Origin of the sequence: Sphingobacterium hungaricum, assembly GCF_015210005.1 — a bacterium.
Classification (GTDB): Bacteria; Bacteroidota; Bacteroidia; order Sphingobacteriales; family Sphingobacteriaceae; genus Sphingobacterium; species Sphingobacterium hungaricum.
Map to the genome: position 1 here is coordinate 729,636 of NZ_MU158698.1, position 21,241 is coordinate 750,876.

Below are 21,241 nucleotides of genomic sequence, written 5' to 3' on the forward strand. Positions count from 1 at the left end.
TTTTAGGCTTTGCAACATAACTTTTAGTTGTTGTGTTGATTCAATCTTGACTTTATAAATATGAAATTTAAATCTATAATTGGATTGCTTTTGTTGCTGTTTATTTGCGCATGCAACCAAACTAAACAAAATGCATCCGTCCAGTTCTATTCTGAAGCTTCTTCCGACGAAAATCAACAATTGGAATCGTTAATAAAAGAGTTTTACAAATGGACTGAATTTGAAAGTTCGGGAATTGATTTTGAAACTTTAGAAAATCTAGAAGACAGCACCTACGACAGGCTGGACATGGTCGCTCATCAGAAAAGATTGGATGAACTCCGTTCAAGCAATTTTTTCTCAGAGGGCTTTCTGGCACATTATGATAGCCTGGCAATGCGCATTGACCAAGGTCTTAAAGATAAATCCTTAGTTTATCCAATCGGAGAATTACCTCCCTAAGGAACAGGTGCTGATCCTTGGTGCAATTGTCAGGACCATCCAGATAGCCTGTATCAATCTGTAGTGCTAAAAGATATAATTGTAAAAAACGATAAGGCATCATTTTATTGGACCTGGGGCGATAATGTTAACTATCCAGTGATTACCGTAAAAGAAGCTGGAGTCTGGAAAATAGACTACCTTGACGGATTTGACGATAAAAATATGTTAAATTAAAAAGTAAAAATTCAAAAACCTTGCTAAGTGCTAAGTATCGGATAATATGCCTAAATATAGACTCGATATTCGTGTTTTTTGCTTAATTCTATTGCAAGGCTGTTCCGCTAGCGCACGCGTTTAGCCTGTGCTTATCCCCCTAACCCCCGAAGGGGGAACTGTTGCGGAACGTATTTTCGAATTTTTAGCTATTCTCGGGATTGCAAATCCCGAATTATTCAAAGTTCGACATCTCCCTGCGGAAGATATCGAACAGCGGATTGTGGAATTTCTTAGAAGCATGCATCCCTTCAAAATAACAAATAACAATTATCATTTAGTTGCTTATATTTAATACGAAGAATTTAGATTATGAAACGATTGTATGTATTCCTTTTGCTCTTTTTCCCAATTTTGCTAGTTGCTCAACAAAATGAGCAAGCATGGAAACAAGTAGATAGTTTGGTCGCCATAAAGAACTATCAACAGACTCTGCCAATTCTAAACAGGATTAAAACCCAAGCGAAAACTGAACAGAATAGTCCTGAATGGATTAAAGCCGTTATAGCTGAGATCAATGGATTAACAGTTAATCAGAATAAAGAGACAAAAATTGACTTGACTCAAGAACATTTTGAAAAGAATATTAAAGAAGCTAATCTAAAAGAACGTGCAGTTTTGTATAATCTGTATGCAATTTTTCTTCAAAATTATGTACAAAATCAAGTTATAAACGATAAAAATAATTACTTAGCCCTAACCAGAGATAAGAAACTTGTCTTTATCGATTCACTTTATCAGCTATCGATTAGGGATGAATCTTTACTATTAAATGAAGAAACAGAAAATTGGAAAGACATATTAAATACTCATCATTTTGCTAAGATATCGCCAACTTTGTACCATATACTCGCTTTTAATTATCATGATTTTTTGAATTTATATGCTTACGTGCGAGGTAAAGTCAAATCTTTAACTGAACGCTTTAATGACATCAATTCTAAAAATGGATACATAGACGCACAAGCTTATTTAAAATTTTATCCCTATTTAAATAATTATTACGATGTATATTTTCAACAATATGAGACTAAGATTGATTCCATAGCAAAAAGTTCCAATTCAGTTTATAATGCATTTGCTTATTTAAGTTTAGCGCATTCAATGGCATACCAGAACATTCAAAAAGCAGTAAACTACATAAACATTGCTTTAGAAAAATATCCAAACTCTCCATGGCAAAATGATTTAATCCAGTTTAAAAATGAGTTAACTAAATCAACAATTGATATTGAACATAAGTTATTTGCGCCAAGCAACGAATATGTTCCTATAAAAGTTGAGCAAAAAAATATAGATAAGCTTTTTATCCGGGTGTATGATGTAACAAATAATCCAAAAATAACAGGTGATTACAAAATAAAACATGATTCGCTAACTAATCAAGTTTCGATAAATGCTAAATTAATCTATGAAGAAGAAGTTGCGTTAAAACGATTTGACGATTATAAAGAACATTCGACTAATTATAAAATCAATCCATTGCCTTACGGCAATTACAAAATAGTCGCATCGAACAATCCCGAATTTATTGATGATAATTTATATAAGGATGTTACTTCCTCGGATATTATTATTACCGATTTATTTATTTCTTCGACTTATAGCGAATTCGATGAAGACTATGACCAATACAAAACTTTATTAATTAATCGAAAGACAGGATTACCTTATTCAAACGAGCACCTAGAATTATATGATTATATCAAAGGAAGTTATAGCAAAGTACAATCAGTTAAGACTAATAAGAATGGAGAATTTTCTTACAAATCAGATGGAGATGAATATGAAGACTTAGACCTCCTGGATTTGTATATTCCTAAGGAAAACCAATTTATTGATCTTATCGAATTAGATGACATTGAAGATATAACAGTTGAAGAGGAAGAAGATTTCGAAGATATGCTGGAGAGCCTTGTATTTACGGATCGTTCTATCTATCGTCCAGGACAAGAAATTTTCTTTAAAGCTATAGTTTATAATAATCACTATAAAGACGGCAAAGTACTTCCCAATAAACCCATAAAGATTTATTTGACGGATGCGAACAGAGCCAAAATAGATTCTCTGGAGTCATCAACAAATGAGTTTGGCTCTCTAGATGGTAAATTTATTTTGCCTAGCAAAACATTGAATGGCAATTTCATCATCAGCACTTATATGAACAAAGTGCAAATCGGAAACGAATATTTTAGAGTTGAAGAGTATAAAAGACCAACATTTAAAGTAGATTTCGACGAGAATAAAGAAACCTACACAAAAAAAGATACAGCTGTGTTTATTGGAAAGGCTGTATCGTTATCGGGAGCAAATCTTTCGGATGCTTTTGTTAAGTATAAAGTGAGTTACTATAACAAAAATTACAACCAAATAATTCATCTCGATTCCTCAATGACGACAGATTCAGAAGGTAAATTTAAAATTTCATTTCCATTGTCAGATACCTTGTTTAGGAATCTGGATGAAATTAATTTTACGATAGAAGCAATTGTTACGAATCAGAATGGTGAAGTTCAAAATGTGAATACGCATTATAACTACAGCGCAAAACCATGGGTACTTGTGCTCAGCGATAGACGGACTCTCGTTGAGCATCAATGGAAACAGATAACGATCAAAACGCAAAACCAGAACCAGCAACCATTGCCAATGAATGGCATGATTAAAATCTATAAAGTTTTACAGCCAACGACGGTTCTTAGCTCGGTAAATAATTTTGAATTCAAGGAAGACTATCATTTGTTTTCAAATGAGGAATATTCCCGTTACTTTCCAAATGATTTTGACGAGATTCTACTCCAAGAGAACCCACGCACATTGGTAAAAGAGTATGCATTTGATAGCCAAGGAGAGACAAGCGTTAAGATCGATAGTTCTTTGTTCTCATATGGAAAATACCAAGTCGAAGCAATCAGCATTCAAGGTTTGGATACCATTAAAACGCGATCAGATGTAACACTATTAAAGGAAAGAAGCAATAAATATGCTTCCAATCAACTGCTGACTACCATTCAAAACAAGACTGAATACTTCGTCGGAGATATATTTGTTCTGACTTTTGAGTCAGACTCAAAAGACATGCAAACTGTTTTTCTGAAAAGCAATGTCAATTCGTCGAACTATGAAACTATATATTTTAAGAACGGCAAGGGAAGATTTACGCACAAAATCACTGAAGCTGATTTGAAAAATGGGAGTTATCAAGTTGAGTACTTTGCTATCTGCAACAATAAGTTTGAACGAGGTGGAAATTACGCTGTTATAAAAAATAGCAGAAAAGATTTGTCTATTCAGATAAAAACATTCAGGGATAAGATTACGCCCGGACAAACAGAGAAATGGTCCTTTTCAGTTGCAAATCAAACAAAAGGAACTTCAGTGGAACTACTGGCAAGTCTCTACGATAGTGCGCTTGATGTTTTCAATCCTCATGAGTTTCCTAGGGAATTCTATATAGATGACGTTCGACATAACTTAAGTATGTATTTTATTGTAAACGAATTTACGCAAGTAACTAGTGCATACAATATGTTCGACAAACCCTATACTTATCGAGTAAGTGATCATGTTCCAAAATTTTATCTAAACGAAAGGTATCCAGGCCTTTTTTCAGCTGTCAATTTTGATAAACGAACTTCCAACTTAGCGTATTCAGAGAGAAATATATTTGGTTCCAATGGCGGACTTGATGAAGTTGTGGTAACAGCTCTACAAGGTAGGGTTGCAGGTATAAATTTATCAGAAGAACCATTTTCAATGGAACTATTCGAATCTGAGACGCTATATGATGAGCTAATTGACCCTGATTTAAGAGCAGAAGTCGAAAGATTAAAGAGGAATCAGAAAGAAACTATTTTATCTAACATAGAAGCGCGCACGAACCTTAAAGAAACAGCCTTCTTCTACCCTACGCTCTATACGGATCAAGAAGGCAATGTCACGTTTGAATTTGAGAGCCCAGAAGCGTTGACGCGATGGAAATTACTGCTATTTGCGCATACCAAGAATTTGGATGCTGGATCTGCTTCTTTCTTTACCCAAACGCAAAAGCAGTTGATGGTCCGTCCAAATCTGCCTAGGTACTTTCGCGAAGGCGATCAGATCGAATTGAAAGCACAGGTACAGAATTTAAGCGATTCGGCACAAAACGGAACTGCCCGAATCGAACTGATCGATCCGAGGAACAACCAAGTGATCAATGAAGCTTTCGGTATTGTACAGCAGGATATTTATTTTGCTGCTGGCGCAAAAGGGAATACGGTTGTCAGCTGGAAATTAACCATTCCGGCAGGTTATGAGCAAATCCAAGTCAAGATTGTCGCTGCGAGTGAAACGCATTCGGATGGCGAAGCACAAGAACTGGCTATCCTTCCGAACAAGGAATTTATGCTCGAAACTCAAAAAATTGTTCTGGAACCGAATCAACAAGCGACTTATCTGATTTCTTCCGAAGGAAAAGAAAACAGAAGCGGAAGCATCAGCATACAGAGCAATCCTATTTTAGAAATTATTTCTGCATTGGATTACCTAAAAAATTATCCTTATGAATGTACTGAGCAGACAAGCAGCAAATGGTTTGCTTTGACCGCACTGAAGCATATACATGATACGTATCCGCAGATCGCAGCTTATTTTGCTTCGGTCAACAAAACCGCAGCACAATCCAAGATGAGCGAAAATACGGCTGCCGCAAGCACTTTATCCATCGAAGAAATGCCTTGGCTGCGATCGATCAAAAACGATGAAGAGCGCCTCAATGGATTCGCAGAATTATTTGCTTCAGATGGAATCGATGCAGAACTCAAAGCTTTGGAATCCAAGCTTAAAAAAGCACAGAAGAACGATGGCTCAATGCCTTGGTTTGAGGGAAGTACTGCCAACCAAACCATTTCTGCTCGTGTCCTAGAAATTATCGGAAAAGCCAAAGCTTTAGATCCCAATTTGATTTCGGAAGAAATGAATGCTATTGCTAAAAATCTTTCTAGCTATTTAGATCAAGAGCTTCCATTAGTTATCAAAGAGAAGAGCTTTTCAAACTTTGTAGATATGCTCTATGCTCGGGCTTATTTCAAGGAGTTGCCATTAAGCGACAGCTTGACAATTCCAGTAAAAGCTTTTATGGCAACAGCTCCTGTGCAGAGCGCCAAATTGCCTGCCGGTCTAGCTGCAAAACCTTGGGTCATCGCGCAATCGCTGGGCTTGCAACAGGAATCTCAAGCGATCTTTAACCGCCTGGACCAAGAGTTCGTTCTGGACAAATCTAAAGGGCAATATTGGGAAAGCAACGCCAATCTATACAATGGCATCAGCTTGCATACATACTTGGTTGAAGCGTATAGAGCAATGAGCCCAGAAGCCTTGCCCGCCCTGACGGACTGGATTTATTACAGCAAACAAGCGAATTACTGGAGCAATACATGGACGACGGTCGATGCCATTTACAGTTTGTTATTGGTGGATAATCCTGCTGATTTTGTGGTCGATAATCAAGTCGCCATAAAGGTAAACCAACAGCAGGCTAGCCCTCTGAAAAATAATTTAGGCCAGGAAATGCTGAGCTATGAAGCCAAAGACTTGGAGAAAAATCTTTCGGTAGAAATCACGAACAAAAACCAGCGGAAAGTTTATGGTCAGGTCGTTCATGGGTATTTTGAAACCTTTGACAACATCAAATCAACCAACAAAGAAATCAGTGTCAGCAAGGAAGTCTTAGTTCTTCATAACGGCGAATGGAGAGAAAGCAATAATATCAAGACAGGTGACAAAGTCAAGGTCAGATTGACGGTCGTCAATAACCAGGACCTGAATTTTGTGCATCTCAAAGATAGCCGAGCTGTTGGATTCGAGCCGATCTATCAGCCTTCGGGCTATCAATACCGAGGAGGCTATTATTTTACGATCAAGGATGCATCGACGAATTATTTCTTCGATACCCTGCGCAAAGGAACACATGTTTTCGAGTATGAGCTAAAGACAAACAATACAGGGGTATTTAATTCGGGAATTGCACGGATTGAATGCATGTACAATCCGACTGTCCATTCGAATTCGGAGAATTTGGTGATACAGATTGACTGAGGAGGTGATGGAAGTTATGGAGCAATGCTTAAGGAGCAAGGAGTAATGAATTGACAGGCTAAAATGCTCCGTAGGAGCAAAATGTTTGTAGCCAATAGGCGGCCTTTCCAAAATCTGCATGCCGTAGGTATGCAACAACGCTATTCTGGATGTTCCGAAAGAGCATCCAGAATTCCTGATAAAAGCGGATTTTCAATCCGCAAATATGCCAATCGTTCGGGATTGCAAATCCCGAATGATTCAAAGTTCGACATCTCCATGCGGAAGATATTGAACAGCAATAAATTTGAAGCAAGGATTAAGGAGTAATGACTTAACAGCCTAAAATGCTCCGTAGGAGCAAAATGTTTGTAGAAAATATCGCCCTGTCCCAAATTTGAATACCGTAGGTATGCAACAACGCTATTCTGGATGTTCCGAAGGGGCATCCAGAATTCCTGATAAAAGCGGATTTTCAATCCGCAAATACGCCAATCGTTCGGGATTGCAAATCCCGAATTATTCAAAGTTCGACATCTCCCTTCGGAAGATATCGAACAGCAATAAATTTGGAGCAATGCTTAAGGAGCAAGGAGTAATGAATTGACAGCCTAACATGCTCCGTAGGAGCAAAACGTTTGTAGACGATATGGCCCTGTCCCAAATTTGCATGCCGTAGGTATGCAAACCTTTTAGTTAAAACCCTATAAATAGCAAAAGCCCCGATCTAGCGATCGGGGCTTTGTTAATTAGGTTGATTTATTTCAAATCAGCTATTTTCTCTACCGAAACAATTTTCTCTTTGGCATCCACTTTATCCTTACTAGCTGTATTTAGTGCATGTCCACCAAGAATTGGCGCAATAACCAATCCTACTAAACACGTTAATTTAATCAAAATATTCATCGAAGGACCAGATGTATCTTTAAAAGGGTCTCCAACCGTATCGCCTGTAACGGCTGCTTTGTGCGCATCAGAACCTTTAAATGTCATTTCTCCATTGATTTCCACACCTGCTTCGAAAGATTTCTTTGCATTATCCCAAGCACCGCCTGCATTGTTTTGAAAGATTGCCCAAAGCACACCTGAAACAGTAACGCCGGCCATGTAAGCACCCAAAGCTTCCGCCCCCATCGCAAAACCAACAATAATTGGTGTAACAATGGTCAACGCTCCTGGCAACATCATTTCGCGAAGCGCAGCTTGAGTCGAAATTTCCACACATTTTTCATAATCTGGCTTTCCTGTGCCTTCTAAAATGCCTGGAATTTCTCTAAACTGCCGACGAACTTCATTTACCATATCCATCGCTGCCTTACCCACAGAACGCATCGCCATAGCAGAGAAAACAACCGGAATCATACCGCCGATAAATAATGCAGCCAGCACATCGGCCTTAAAAATATTAATGCCATCAATTCCTGTAAATGTAACATAAGCCGCAAATAATGCCAGCGCAGTCAACGCTGCTGAAGCAATTGCAAAGCCTTTACCTACCGCAGCGGTCGTATTTCCAACCGAATCCAATACATCTGTACGTTGGCGGACTTCTTTCGGCAATTCGCTCATTTCGGCAATACCGCCCGCATTATCTGCAATCGGACCGAAAGCATCAATAGCTAATTGCATCGCCGTGGTCGCCATCATCGCTGAAGCAGCGATTGCTACTCCATAAAATCCTGCTAAAGCGTACGAGCCCCAAATCGCAAACGCAAATAATAATACCGATGAAAAAGTAGACATCATTCCCGTCGATAATCCTGCGATAATATTTGTAGCCGCCCCCGTAGATGAATTTTTCACGATATTTAATACAGGCGTCTTACCCAAACCCGTATAGTATTCTGTAAATGCAGAAATAATTCCTCCAACAGCTAATCCGACTAACGTCGCGTAAAAGATATTCATGCTTGGAATTTCCTTGTAGCCTTCGCCGAAGAACTTCATGTGAATCGTTTCAGGCAACATGTATTGAATCAAGAAAAAGCAGGCAACAATGGTCAAGGCAATGGATATCCAATTTCCCAAATTTAATGCGCCTTGAACCTGCGATTCCTTCGCATTATTATCTTTTATTTTCACGAAGAAAGTTCCGATAATCGAACAGATAATACCTACGCCGGCAATTACTATCGGCAATAAAATTGGCCCCATTCCATTAAATGCATCCGTATAGGCTGTTCCTGTTGACTCAGCAATATCTTTAATAATGTAATTTCCTAAAACCATCGAAGCAAGCACCGTCGCAACATACGAACCGAATAAATCAGCTCCCATACCGGCAACATCGCCCACGTTATCGCCTACATTATCCGCAATAGTCGCAGGATTACGAGGATCATCTTCTGGAATTCCAGCTTCCACTTTCCCAACTAAATCCGCACCAACATCGGCTGCTTTGGTATAGATACCGCCACCAACGCGCGCGAACAATGCAATAGATTCTGCACCCAATGAAAATCCAGCCAATGCTTCCAGCACGACCGTCATTTCGTTATAAAAATTCCCTCCATCTGTAACAAACATATTTAGAAAAGAGATAAAGAAGATGCTCAGTCCCAAAACAGCCAAACCTGCAACACCTAAGCCCATGACCGTTCCGCCCGAAAAAGAAACTTTCAACGCTTGAGGAAGACTAGTTCTTGCAGCTTGCGTAGTCCTGACATTTGCTTTTGTCGCAATGCGCATTCCGATATTCCCCGCCAAAGCAGAGAAAAATGCACCGAATATAAAAGCGATGATAATCACCCAATGTGTCGTTTCAACTAACTGAGAAACAACAAATAAAGCGATAGACGCCAATATCACAAAAATGAATAAAATCCTGTATTCCGCTTTAAGGAAAGCTAGCGCGCCTTCTTGAATACTTTTAGAAATAAATTGCATGCGCTCATTGCCTGCATCTTGTTTGTTCACCCAAGCGGATTTAACGAACATAAATAATAAGCCCACGATAGCTAACGTTGCGGGCAGGTAAATTAAAAATTGTTCCATATAAATTTGTTTAAAACTGGTTATGTTTTTCTAAAGCTAAAAAATAAATAGGAAATACAAAATGTATTTAACGTATTTATTATAAGCTTATTTGAAACGAGAATGTTTTAAAATGGAACAACCCAGCTGTATAGATCGTTTTTCAATGTGATTTTTTCTTCGTCCAGCAACTTCCGAATGATTTTCAATTTGGACGCATCATCCCCAATTGTCATTTGATCCATAAGCTCTTTAAGCGGAAGGCTTTTTTCGACCAAAATGTATTTTATTTCTGCCCTAATTTTCTTGTCTTCCTTATCCGAATGCGCACGAATTAAGCACAAGTCACAGACTTCACAGTACGTATCGTCCTGTTCTCCAAAATACGACTGCAACGAAATGCTTCTGCAAGTTTTCGCGTCAAGGTATTGGTAAACTGCCCGAACCTGTTCTTCTTTAATCTTCTTCCGATTCTGGATAAATGTATGATCCACTGAAAGATGATCGATGCTGACCCGTTCATGTAAATATTCGATTTGTGGCGAATTTGTTTTTGGTAAATAACTCGCATAGCCTTGAGTAACTAATTGCTGAATCATTTCGACAACCTGACCGTAGGACGTTTTTAATTTTTTGGCGATTTCATATTCATTGATCGGAACGAATAAATCATAAATTCCGCCATGCGTTCTAAGTATAGCTTTGATCAAGGGATCAAATTTCGCGGATTGCACCTGCAGTTTATACACTTCTGAAAATTCAACTTCAAATTTGAACCGAGACGGAATATATATCGCATCCGAGACCGTTAACCATCCATCTTTTTCTAAAAACTTCAAAGCGCTCAATGTCGGGATAATTTCCAATGCATATTTTTTGCAGAAGGCCACCAAATCAAAATCCAATGCAACGCCTTTGCCCGATCCATAGGCGATCTGGAAATAGCTTCCCAAATGATGATACACCTTTTTGATAAAATCCGTATCCGGAAAACTAGCTTGCACATTCTCCCATAAACGCTCACAGTCTGCTTGCTGATAAAGCAAAACGGGATAGGCTTTTTTCTCATCTCTTCCAGCACGACCGGCTTCCTGATAATAAGCTTCCAAAGAATCTGGCACATCCAAATGAACAACAAAGCGCACGTCAGATTTATCAATTCCCATCCCAAATGCATTTGTCGCGACAATCACACGAGTCACATTGGCAAACCAGGCTTCTTGCTTGCTCGATCGCTCTTCGATGCTTAATCCCGCATGGTAAAAATCTGATGGAATACCGTGATTGAACAAATATTGAGCGACCTCTTGCGTTTCGCGCCGATTGCGCACATACACAATTCCTGTCCCACCTAACTTTTTGATCAAGCGCAGGAGCCTTCCCATTTTGTCTTCTTCATGCAGAGCCATGTAGGCTAGATTGGGACGTCGAAAGCTCTTTTTGAATACATTTTGTTTCTTGAAAGCAAGCTGAAGCTGAATATCATCAACCACTCTAGCTGTTGCTGTAGCGGTTAAGGCTAAAAAAGGAACGTCAGCGTGTAATTCTCTCAATTGCGCCAATTGCAGATACGGAGGACGAAAATCATAACCCCATTGGGAGATACAATGCGCCTCGTCAATGGCAAATAGATTCACATTCATATGCCTAATCCGCTCTTTGACTAGCTCACTATACAGACGTTCAGGGGATAGATAGAGAAATTTAATATTTCCGAAAATGCAATTATCCAAAGCAATGTCTACTTCTCGTGGCTTCATCCCTGAATAAATCGCAATTGCCGGAATATTTCGTTGACGAAGGTGTTCGACCTGATCTTTCATCAAAGCAATCAGTGGACTGACCACAATGCAAATTCCTTCTTTCATTAAGGCAGGAACCTGAAAACAAATGGATTTCCCACCACCAGTAGGCATCAAAGCTAAGGTGTCCTGACCAGCTAAAATGGAATCAATGATTTCATCCTGAAGCGGACGAAATGCATCGTATCCCCAGAATTGTTTCAATATTGCCTCTTTCGTAATCATTCCTTATTTGCGGTATTGTAAACATAAGCATAATTATTTTTGAGTATATAAAATGGAAGCTGATTTTCATTCAAAATCTTGGTATGCTTCGCAATGCTCCTATCCGAATTGCTTCCGTCCAAAAGAATCATGTAATTTTTATAGGAATTAATCGCTTCTAAAAAATCTTGATTCTTATTCTTCCGCCATAGTACAAAATTGGAATTCAGGGTCGAATCAAAATCCAGCTGAAAGGTTGAGTTGGAACTTAGCCGTCTGAATTCTATATCTTCTTCGTCGCTATACCTTAACAAATCGGGAAGAACAGCAAACTGTAAAGTGGAATGGCGAAGTGAATCCAAGGATGAAAGTAGAATAACTTTGTTTTGATGAATGCGTGCAATCGCGATATGTTGGTTGACGTTGTAAAATTTAACTCCGTTAAATTTAAATTGCTGAAAGCGCTGTACCTGGAATGCGACCAGAAAAAATATAAATTGGAATAGGCAAAGCTTCAGCATAAGTTTTGAGCGATAATTCCATGCAATAAAAAGAAACAATAGGCTTAAAGCCAAAAACAATACTTGGACTTCGTTAATATAAAATCCAGCAACACTTGCCTTCGGCAAGCGAGCTATTTGTTCCAAACCTCGGTACGTATAATCAATAACTTCACTTAAAACAGCTCCTACGAATTTGGAAATATATGAAATGAAAGATGCACCTGCGAGCAATATCCCAATGTACATAATCAGCATAGCAGGAATGGCAATGAATAGATTTGCAACGAGGAAATAGGTCGGGAATTGTCCAAAATAATACAGCACAAATGGCAATGTCGCTAATTGCACAGCAATCGAAACATAGATGACATCAAGTATCCAATTGATCAATTTATTCTTGCTTTGATAGAACAAATGAAATAAAGGGAGAAAAGCACTCATGCCTAAAATAGACAAATAGGAAAGCTGGAATCCGATATCAAACAGCATCTTCGCGTCAAAAAGCAATAGAAAGAATGCCGAAGCAGCCAATGAATTGAAAACGCTTTGTTTGCGGTTAACCCAAAGTCCAAAGAGATGAAAACTGATCATTACCCCAGATCGTAATATGGAGGGCGCCATTCCTGTCAAGATTACATAACTCCAGATGGCAATAAATACCAAGCAGAGCCTGATCGCTTTTCCGTTCTTAAATTGATCCATCCATTTTAGCAATAAGGTGAGAATGAAAAAGACCAAAACCACATGAAATCCCGAAACACTTAAGATATGAATAGTTCCGGTTTTCGTAAAAGAGGCTAACGTTTCCTGATCAACGGATGATCGAAAGCCAAAAATTAACGCAGAAGCAATTTGAAAGGAACGTTCGTTAGGAATGTATTCTGAAAACTTATCCACTAAATTTTTCCGTAAGCCCAACGAAAAATCGATGATGGGATTGCCACTTTTATGGGAAATAATCAGATAGTCTTTGCTTGTCAGAAGTGCTTGATGCCAACAATTTTTATTTGCTAGATAGTTTTGATAATCAAATCGAATTGGATTAAATGCTGACTTAACTTCCGCTACTTTATTTTTGAAAATCAATTTATCGCCGTAATCAATTTTAATAGATTGCAAAGAGTCTTTTAAAACGGTAACCATTACTTTTCCAGTCACTTTGTTGGATGCTACAGAGTCAATTGCGATAGCTAACTCCATTGGAAATCGGATGGATTTTTCTTTGACAACAGGTTCGTCAGAAACAATACCTATCAGTTGTTCAGCCTTATAATTGCTAAAATAATTCTTTTGAAGATGAGGCTTCTTCTTAATCGCTCCATAAAATCCAAAAACTGAAAAAGAAGCATATAAGACAACGAATGAAATAGTTTTGAAAACTGAATGCTTAGAAAAACATAGGCTTATTAAAAGCAAAAAAGCCATTACCAAAATGATGATGAGCACGTAAAGCAGACTTGGAATCAATAGATTAAAATAGCGCCCTGCAAGTATTCCTAGACAATAGAAAAACAAGACCACAACAAATGGCATTTTTCGGATATCAATGCTGATTACAGGCTTATTTACCATTGGTATTTAAATTGAATACGAAAATCGGACTTCTTATTACCAGCAATTAAATCTAATCCACTTCCTACTTCTTCTAAATCGTTATATTTTGTCAATGAATACCTGAACCAAAAATCAAGTTTTCTAGTGATCTTGATTTTCGTATTAAAATAGGTACGCCAGCCTTGCATGTAATACACAGGAAACGAAGAGGCATAGAGCACATCACTTTCGTAAGCGTAAATTCTTGCGTTGTATGAATCCGTATCGAAATAAGCAATTCGCATGTTGGCGGTTATCCATTTTTGAGAAGATGTCCAAAACAGGTCTTGATAACACATCCAACCATATTCCCGTTGCTCGAATTCCTTTTGATAATTGACCGCCTCAAACCGGCTTCCAATTTTCCAGCTGTCATTTAATTCATATTGAAAATCTGCTCTTCCTTGATTTCGAGTCAAGTCTGCACTGATCAACTCATTGCGTTCATCCAAACTTGTATTTTCTTGATCCAATCGATGACGATATCGCAGAATCAAACGGCCTTTTTTATACCAAGTATAGGTCATTTGAGATAAATAATCTAGACCTGACCCCGGAGAATCCAGCAAATAACTTAACCAAGGAAACCGGTAGACATCTAAGTAATTGACCCATTCAATTTTACGCAGAATCTTGTACAGAAAGCCTGCGTAAATTCCGTGTTCATTGCTGACATCTGAATTTTCACCGATTGCTTGCGCGAAGATGGAATGGTAATTTTTCTCATAATACCGATGTTGGATGGAAACACTAAGATTTGGATGAAGACTCGTTAACAATCCATTTAAGCTTGCAAAACCAGAACCCCAGCTGTGTGCAGTCTCTCCATAAAAATAAGTGTTTTTAAAGCTGTATTGATAATTCAGCCCCAAATTCAACAATTGCTTTCCTTCAAAAGAAAATTCATTTCTCAATTCATCGCCTTTGCTTATAAGGTGTGAATATTGCGTATTTATGGCAGTAAATCCTAATTTCAATTGTTTTTTCCTATACGTAATGTCAGTCCCAAAAACCAGTTGATTTACTGAATTTTTATTCTCTAGTTCCGAAGGTGTTCGATGCAAACCTGAAGAGCTAATGCTACTGACTATTTCTTGACCATCCACTTCTTCAATATTTCCCGTCAGGAAATTGTAGGAAATAAAGGGTGTGATTTCGAAATTATGGAGCTTTAATGTTCCTGAAAGTCCACGAAGAAAATTAAATTCATTCATCGAGGTGTAAGCCTTTAATCCAGAAGCTTGCTTAGTAGCGCTTCCGAGCCACGCGCCTTTACCAAAGCTTAATCCATTCCACAAAACCAAGCCTTGTCCAAATTGCAAAGCATAATCGCCTACAACAACTTTGTTCCATTTGCCCAAATCCTTTATTTGCAAACTCATTGAATAATAATCAAATCCGTAAGGTTGCAATTCTCCAAAAAATGGCTCACCAGCATCTTTCTCCGCGTTGATTGCAAGCTGAATTTTGCTTTTGTAGTTCATGCGATAACGCAATGAATACCTATCTGGAGAACCTAAATAACGAGAACGCGTCGTGTCTTCAATGTGATAACCAGCCTGACTTTCAATAATCCTTCCGTATCGAACCATCAGGTCATGCTCAGTTGACTTTCCTAGTCCTGAGCTCGGTAGATTCAGTCCAGCATCAGCCTTCACAGTTACAAAAGGCATCATTTTCCGCACGGTTTGAAGGTCAAAGCCATCTACTGACTGCAATTCCAAAACAGAAATAAAATTTCCGGAAGATGCTCGATAGTCAAGCAAATTGGCAATCTGATTTGGCAATAAGAACAACAAACTTCCTAGCTCTTCCTCATTGGTTTTATTCAAATCGATTGGATGCCTCAGAAAATAACGCAATCGTTCAGTGAACTCACTCAAATCAATTTCTTCTTCGATTTCAGAAAGCAGTTGCTCAATAATTTCTTCTTCCAAAGCTTCCTCTTGTTGCGCAAGCACACAATTCCCAAAAAGAGAAAAAAAGATTAACAAGCCGATACATAATTTAAAATTCATACGCAATCGCTAACTGAGGTGAACTGCCTAATTGAGTATGAAAAGAGCTTGCGACATCGACTATAAATTTTTTGACTAAAATCCCAGCGCCTGCGTGGAACTCAACGGGCAAAGAACTTGCCCCTCCTCGAAGGATAATTTGTTTGTGAATTTTATAGGCTAAACCAGCGGAATACTTTATCGATGAATCAAAATCATTGCTCAATTCGGCTAAAACTTGGATTTCATCGGATAAATAATATAACGCGCCAAAAGCAATTTCTTGGTCGATCGCTTCGGGAATTTCATTAGAGAACGTACTTCCAGAGATATTCTTAAACACAGCACCAAGCTGTACCTTCTCGAACAAATATTGAAATCCAAGATCGGCTGACCAGCTTTTAGAGGTAGTGTATGATTCAACGTGGTACTGATGGTAATTAATACTGAGCGATGCATTAATCTGCTTGCCAAAATATTTCGAAAAGGTGAATCCCGATTTGATTAAGGAGGTTACTTCTGGAATTCCATAATTCTCAATTAGAAGTCCTAATCCGCCTTGCGCTTTAATAGGCATTGCAAAAAACAGAGCTTGCGATTGAATATCAGTTCCTAAGAAATGTTGTTGGTATCCCAACGCGAGTTGTGGTCGATTGATTCGGCTAACACCCGCAGGATTACCCGCCAACGTATAAATCCCCGAATCAGCGATTCCTTGGCTTCCCGATGAAGCATATTTAGCCGGAACATATTCTTGCGCAGAAAGTTCGAATGTAATAATGACCAGTATGAAAAGACGGATCATGATTTCAATTTTTCAAATGAGATGTTACTTAAAATTACATAATATTTGAAAATTAGTAAAACAAAAAAAGCCAAATCTTACGACTTGGCTTTCCTTATGAATACTTATTTATCGATTAGATATCGATGCGTGCGTATTTTGCATTTTGTTCGATAAATTCACGTCTAGGAGCAACTTCATCGCCCATCAACATAGAGAATATACGGTCACATTCTGCTGCGTTATCAATCGTTACTTGACGCAAAGTACGGTGTTCCGGATCCATTGTGGTTTGCCACAATTGTTCGGCATTCATCTCACCTAAACCTTTATAACGCTGAACAGTAACGCTTTCTTCTTTACCCGCACCTTTTAAGCGCTGAATAGCAGCCAAACGTTGGTCTTCTGTCCAAGCATATTGATGGTCTTTTCCTTTTTTCACCAAATACAATGGAGGAGTTGCAATGTACACATAGCCTTTTTCGATCAATTCTTTCATGTACCTGAAGTAGAATGTCAGAATTAAAGTCGCAATGTGAGAACCATCGACGTCCGCATCGGTCATGATGATGATTTTATGGTAGCGTAATTTTGCAATGTTCAACGCTTTCGAATCTTCTTCTGTTCCAACGCTTACACCCAAAGCTGTAAACATATTTTTGATCTCTTCATTCTCGTAGATTTTATGCTCCATCGCTTTTTCTACGTTCAGAATCTTACCTCTCAAAGGCATGATTGCTTGAAACTTACGGTCACGGCCTTGCTTCGCTGTTCCACCCGCCGAGTCTCCCTCGACAAAGTAAATTTCACATTTTGCAGGATCATTATCCGAACAATCGGCTAGTTTTCCTGGAAGCCCAGAACCACCCATTACCGTTTTGCGCTGCACCAACTCGCGTGCTTTACGTGCAGCTGCACGAGCCTGCGCGGCAATTACAACTTTCTGAACAATCGTTTTAGCTTCACGAGGATTTTCTTCTAAATAAATACCTAGAATCTCTCCAACAGCCATGTCAACAGCCCCCATAACTTCGTTGTTACCCAACTTCGTTTTGGTTTGACCTTCGAATTGAGGTTCGGCAACTTTCACTGAAATAACAGCTGTCAATCCTTCTCTAAAGTCATCTCCAGTAATTTCTACTTTTAAGTTCTTTAGCAATCCAGATTTATCCGCATAATTTTTCAGTGTACGAGTCAAGCCTCTTCTGAAACCAGCTACGTGTGAACCACCTTCAATCGTATTGATGTTATTCACATACGAGTGTACATTTTCTGAATAAGTTTCATTGTATTGCAATGCCAATTCAACAGGAATACCTTGCTTGATTCCTTCCACATAAATTGGATTTGGAATTAATGGATGTCTGTTTCCATCTAAAAACTTAACAAACTCCTGAAGTCCGCCTTCAGAAAAATAGGTGTTGCTTTTAAATGAACCATTTTCCAAAATTTCACGCTCATCCGTTAAAGACAATTTAATCCCTTTATTCAAGAATGACAATTCGCGCAAACGATTCGCTAACGTATCGTAGTTATAAATAGTCGTCATCGTGAAGATTTCAGCATCAGGCTGGAAAGTCACAATTGTACCTCTATAATCACTATCGCCGATTTCCTTTACGTCGTATTGTGGCTTACCTTTTTCGTATTCTTGTTGGTATACTTTACCGTCACGGTGAACTTCTGCTTTCAGGTGAATAGACAATGCATTCACACAGGAAACACCTACACCATGCAGACCACCAGAAACTTTGTAGGTATCTTTATCAAATTTACCACCTGCGTGAAGAACAGTCATAACTAATTCTAACGCAGATTTATTTTCTTTTTTATTAATTCCTGTTGGGATACCGCGTCCATTATCTTTGACAGAAATGGAGTTGTTTTCATGAATGGTTACGTAGATTTCGTCACAGTATCCTGCAACAGCTTCATCTATTGAATTATCAACAACTTCGTAAACTAAGTGATGTAGACCTTTTGAACCTGTATCACCTATATACATGGAAGGGCGCTTACGTACAGCTTCTAAACCTTCTAAAACCTGGATGTTATCGGCTGAATACGTAGATACATTCTTCTTTTCTTCGCTCATGGATTATTATTAAAATTCGATTTGTTTAACTTTCAAAAATACGAAAAATAAGGCAGATTATCAAACTTTAACGTCATCAAAAAACAGTTTCTCTGCACGCAAAATTTTCCACAATTCAACATTTTTTCAGGTTTCATTCTTTGGTAAAAATAGATTTCATTTTTTTTTAGTAGGTTTGCTATTTAAAATAGAAATATACTGAAGAATGAATAAATTATTTTCAACCGGGTCCAAGTTGGCATTCGGATTAATTTTAGCGACAGCAGCTGTATCATGTAATCAAAACAAGAGCGCTGGAACTTCAACAAAAGCATCAGATTCGACGGCTAGCAGCTCAGCTAAAGAAGAAAAAATCGTTTACGTAAATTCGGATTCGCTTTCAGAAAAATACGAGTATTTCAAAGATATTCGTACTAAAATGGAAAGCAAAGTGAAAAAAGAAGAAGCAAGTTTCCAAGCTAAAGGACAAGCTTTTCAACGTGAGGTTGCCGATTATCAACAAAAAGCAAATACTTTGAGTGCTTCTGAAAGACAAGCAACTGAAGAAAGACTTGCTCGCAAGCAACAAGAATTGGGTCAAATTCAGCAAAATGCTTCTGCTGCAATTCAGCAAGAAGAATCTAAAGAATTCAATGCTGTTTACACTGCAGTTACCGATTACTTGAAAAAACATGCGGAAGAAAATGGATATAGCTTGGTATTAACTTATTCGAAATCTAATCCAACTGTTTTGTATGCAGATTCTAAAATGGAAATCACAAATGAAGTGGTTGCTGGATTAAACAAAGAATACAGCGCAAAGAAAGCTTCTGAAAAGAAATAATCTTTATTAAAAAATAAAACAAGGAGGCTATTCAAAAATGAATAGCCTTTTTTTGTGATTTGCATAAATGAGTTTTAGTCAATAAATTCACGGATTAAGAATAGATTATGGTTACTCAAATTTTAGACAATCCGGAATGCAATTTTAAATGGTTCGATATTTCCAATCCTAAAAAAGAGGATTTCGTTGATCTGGCCAAAGAATACAATTTGAGCGAAGCGTCCATAAAAGATTGCTTGGAGGTAGGCCACCTACCCAAAATCGAAGAGTTTGACACTTACCATTTTTTAATCCTGAGATCCATTCCTGTTGATTTTCATGAAAATTCGGACACGATGACAGAAATCACAGAACGCATTTCCATCTTTTATGATGAAGAATTTGTGATTACTGTGCATAGAAACAGGATTGAATACTTAGAGAATCTCAAGTCGCTTAATAAAGATCACAAACGTTTGCAATCAAGCAAAAGTTTAATCAATTCTATCGTATCGGAATCACTTCGCTCATTCGAAACGTTGTTAACAAATAACCTTGCTCCGAAATTGGATGATTATGAAGAACAAGTATTTTTGCACCGCAAAAGAAAGCCATTTCTTCGAAAATTATATTATCTGAAACGACAAATCGATTTAATACGCATTATCTTGACACATTATAAAGATATTGTGGATTATTTCCACATGCCTGAATACAAAAATATTTACACGCAGGATTTGCGTGACTTATATACGCGAACAAATACGTTGTACAGAAATTTAGCAGAGAATACAAGCCAGCTTTTATCCGTTTATTTCAATATCGAGTCCAATCATACCAATGAAATTATGCGTACGCTGACGATTATTTCAGTGTTCTTTATGCCCTTAACATTTATCGTTGGAGTGTATGGAATGAATTTCGAACACATGCCTGAATTGGAGTGGTATTATGGGTATCCAGCGATCTTGGTGCTGATGCTTGTGCTGTCGGGAATGATTTATTATTGGTTCAAAAAGAAGGGCTGGCTATAAAAGCGATTTTTTTGAAACTGTTGTCACGAATTCTTTTAGGTAAAAAGGCTCGAAGTAAGCCATGTCCTCAAATTCTTGATTGACGAATTTTTGATAAGCTTTTGTCGCTAAAAATCTTGCGGAATTTTTGAACTCAGGAAAAATTTCAATGGATGGATTCTCAGAAAATAAGTCAGAAAACTTATCTGCTCCCGAACCAAATAATAGCATCTGTTTTCCTTCCGAAACGAATTCCTCAAAACTCAAACTATCGATAATCTTTGCTTGCGTTTCGCTGATCTGTTTTCCATCATTTTTATAGAATGCGCAGTAAACTTCCATTCGTCTAGCATCAATCATCGGCACTAAGACAGTATTCTCCGATTGGGAATGATAGTTCGCAAACCAATCTGCCATGGCATCTAAGGTATGAATCCCTATAACAGGAATATCAAGGGCATAGCAAAGTCCTTTCGCTGTAGAGACGCCTATCCGCAAACCCGTGTAGGAACCTGGGCCTAAGCTGACCGCTACGGCATGCAGTTCGGAAGCGACAAGATTGTTTCGCGACAACAAATCTTCAACGTAAAGCGTAAGCTGATTGGCATGCATATTGGGCTCAGCCGAATCGATGTAATCTAAAACTGTATGATTTTTGGATAATGCGACCGAACAAACTGGAGTTGCTGTTTCGATGATTAAAATGTACTTGTCCATAGTTA

At 38.1% G+C, this 21,241-nt stretch carries 13 protein-coding genes; 6 read left to right on the plus strand and 7 right to left on the minus strand.

Features of this window, described 5'->3' with window-relative positions:
* Positions 1 to 60: 60 nt before the first annotated feature.
* The 4 genes from C4F49_RS06375 (at position 61) to C4F49_RS06390 (ending at position 7,360) form a co-directional block, all read left to right on the plus strand.
* On the plus strand, positions 61 to 441 hold the full coding sequence (locus tag C4F49_RS06375) for a hypothetical protein (protein ID WP_196935042.1): 381 nt from the start codon (positions 61 to 63) through the stop codon (positions 439 to 441).
* A 567-nt stretch (positions 442 to 1,008) separates the two neighbouring features.
* Positions 1,009 to 6,774, plus strand: a complete 5,766-nt coding sequence (locus tag C4F49_RS06380) for an alpha-2-macroglobulin family protein (protein ID WP_196935043.1) — start codon at positions 1,009 to 1,011, stop codon at positions 6,772 to 6,774.
* A gap of 63 nt (positions 6,775 to 6,837) precedes the next feature.
* Entirely contained in the window at positions 6,838 to 7,083 is a 246-nt protein-coding gene (locus tag C4F49_RS06385; RefSeq protein WP_231388224.1) for a hypothetical protein, read from the plus strand.
* An 82-nt stretch (positions 7,084 to 7,165) separates the two neighbouring features.
* Positions 7,166 to 7,360, plus strand: a complete 195-nt coding sequence (locus C4F49_RS06390; protein WP_196935045.1) for a hypothetical protein — start codon at positions 7,166 to 7,168, stop codon at positions 7,358 to 7,360.
* Positions 7,361 to 7,512: 152 nt separating this feature from the next.
* Here the strand turns inward: C4F49_RS06390 and C4F49_RS06395 are convergent, their stop codons facing one another.
* The 6 genes from C4F49_RS06395 to gyrB form a co-directional block, all read right to left on the minus strand.
* On the minus strand, positions 7,513 to 9,747 hold the full coding sequence (locus C4F49_RS06395) for a sodium-translocating pyrophosphatase (protein ID WP_196935046.1): 2,235 nt from the start codon (positions 9,745 to 9,747) through the stop codon (positions 7,513 to 7,515).
* Positions 9,748 to 9,854: 107 nt separating this feature from the next.
* Entirely contained in the window at positions 9,855 to 11,753 is a 1,899-nt protein-coding gene (locus C4F49_RS06400) for a RecQ family ATP-dependent DNA helicase (protein WP_231388225.1), read from the minus strand.
* A complete protein-coding gene (locus tag C4F49_RS06405; RefSeq protein ID WP_196935047.1) occupies positions 11,750 to 13,807 on the minus strand; it encodes a ComEC/Rec2 family competence protein in 2,058 nt (685 codons plus the stop codon). The genes C4F49_RS06400 and C4F49_RS06405 overlap by 4 nt, the downstream gene beginning before the upstream one ends.
* Positions 13,801 to 15,846 carry a ComEA family DNA-binding protein gene (locus tag C4F49_RS06410; protein WP_196935048.1) on the minus strand — a complete coding sequence of 682 codons (2,046 nt, stop codon included), beginning with the start codon at positions 15,844 to 15,846 and terminating at the stop codon, positions 13,801 to 13,803. Before C4F49_RS06410 ends, C4F49_RS06405 begins: the two co-directional genes overlap by 7 nt.
* A complete protein-coding gene (locus C4F49_RS06415) occupies positions 15,836 to 16,630 on the minus strand; it encodes a hypothetical protein (protein WP_196935049.1) in 795 nt (264 codons plus the stop codon). Before C4F49_RS06415 ends, C4F49_RS06410 begins: the two co-directional genes overlap by 11 nt.
* 115 nt (positions 16,631 to 16,745) lie before the next feature.
* Positions 16,746 to 18,704 (minus strand): DNA topoisomerase (ATP-hydrolyzing) subunit B, encoded by a 1,959-nt coding sequence (gene gyrB / locus C4F49_RS06420; RefSeq protein ID WP_196935050.1) that lies wholly within the window; start codon positions 18,702 to 18,704, stop codon positions 16,746 to 16,748.
* Between the two features lie 205 nt (positions 18,705 to 18,909).
* Between gyrB and C4F49_RS06425 the strand changes: the two genes are divergently transcribed.
* A complete protein-coding gene (locus C4F49_RS06425) occupies positions 18,910 to 19,527 on the plus strand; it encodes an OmpH/Skp family outer membrane protein (protein ID WP_196935051.1) in 618 nt (205 codons plus the stop codon).
* 107 nt (positions 19,528 to 19,634) lie between these two features.
* The gene (locus C4F49_RS06430) at positions 19,635 to 20,540 is read left to right on the plus strand and encodes a magnesium transporter CorA family protein (RefSeq protein WP_196935052.1); all 906 of its coding nucleotides are present in this window, start codon (positions 19,635 to 19,637) and stop codon (positions 20,538 to 20,540) included.
* Here C4F49_RS06430 and tsaB read toward each other — a convergent pair.
* Positions 20,535 to 21,236, minus strand: coding sequence for a tRNA (adenosine(37)-N6)-threonylcarbamoyltransferase complex dimerization subunit type 1 TsaB (gene tsaB / locus C4F49_RS06435; RefSeq protein ID WP_196935053.1), 702 nt, complete (start codon positions 21,234 to 21,236; stop codon positions 20,535 to 20,537). The genes C4F49_RS06430 and tsaB overlap by 6 nt on opposite strands.
* Positions 21,237 to 21,241: the final 5 nt, after the last annotated feature.

Excerpts from the sequence above, each read along its gene's own strand:
- C4F49_RS06375 (WP_196935042.1), top strand. The coding sequence starts at position 61 with ATGAAATTTAAATCTATAATTGGATTGCTTTTGTTGCTGTTTATTTGC.
- C4F49_RS06380 (WP_196935043.1), top strand. The coding sequence starts at position 1,009 with ATGAAACGATTGTATGTATTCCTTTTGCTCTTTTTCCCAATTTTGCTA.
- C4F49_RS06385 (WP_231388224.1), top strand. The coding sequence starts at position 6,838 with ATGCTCCGTAGGAGCAAAATGTTTGTAGCCAATAGGCGGCCTTTCCAA.
- C4F49_RS06390 (WP_196935045.1), top strand. The coding sequence starts at position 7,166 with ATGCAACAACGCTATTCTGGATGTTCCGAAGGGGCATCCAGAATTCCT.
- C4F49_RS06395 (WP_196935046.1), bottom strand. The coding sequence starts at position 9,747 with ATGGAACAATTTTTAATTTACCTGCCCGCAACGTTAGCTATCGTGGGC.
- C4F49_RS06400 (WP_231388225.1), bottom strand. The coding sequence starts at position 11,753 with ATGATTACGAAAGAGGCAATATTGAAACAATTCTGGGGATACGATGCA.
- C4F49_RS06405 (WP_196935047.1), bottom strand. The coding sequence starts at position 13,807 with ATGGTAAATAAGCCTGTAATCAGCATTGATATCCGAAAAATGCCATTT.
- C4F49_RS06410 (WP_196935048.1), bottom strand. The coding sequence starts at position 15,846 with ATGAATTTTAAATTATGTATCGGCTTGTTAATCTTTTTTTCTCTTTTT.
- C4F49_RS06415 (WP_196935049.1), bottom strand. The coding sequence starts at position 16,630 with ATGATCCGTCTTTTCATACTGGTCATTATTACATTCGAACTTTCTGCG.
- gyrB (WP_196935050.1), bottom strand. The coding sequence starts at position 18,704 with ATGAGCGAAGAAAAGAAGAATGTATCTACGTATTCAGCCGATAACATC.
- C4F49_RS06425 (WP_196935051.1), top strand. The coding sequence starts at position 18,910 with ATGAATAAATTATTTTCAACCGGGTCCAAGTTGGCATTCGGATTAATT.
- C4F49_RS06430 (WP_196935052.1), top strand. The coding sequence starts at position 19,635 with ATGGTTACTCAAATTTTAGACAATCCGGAATGCAATTTTAAATGGTTC.
- tsaB (WP_196935053.1), bottom strand. The coding sequence starts at position 21,236 with ATGGACAAGTACATTTTAATCATCGAAACAGCAACTCCAGTTTGTTCG.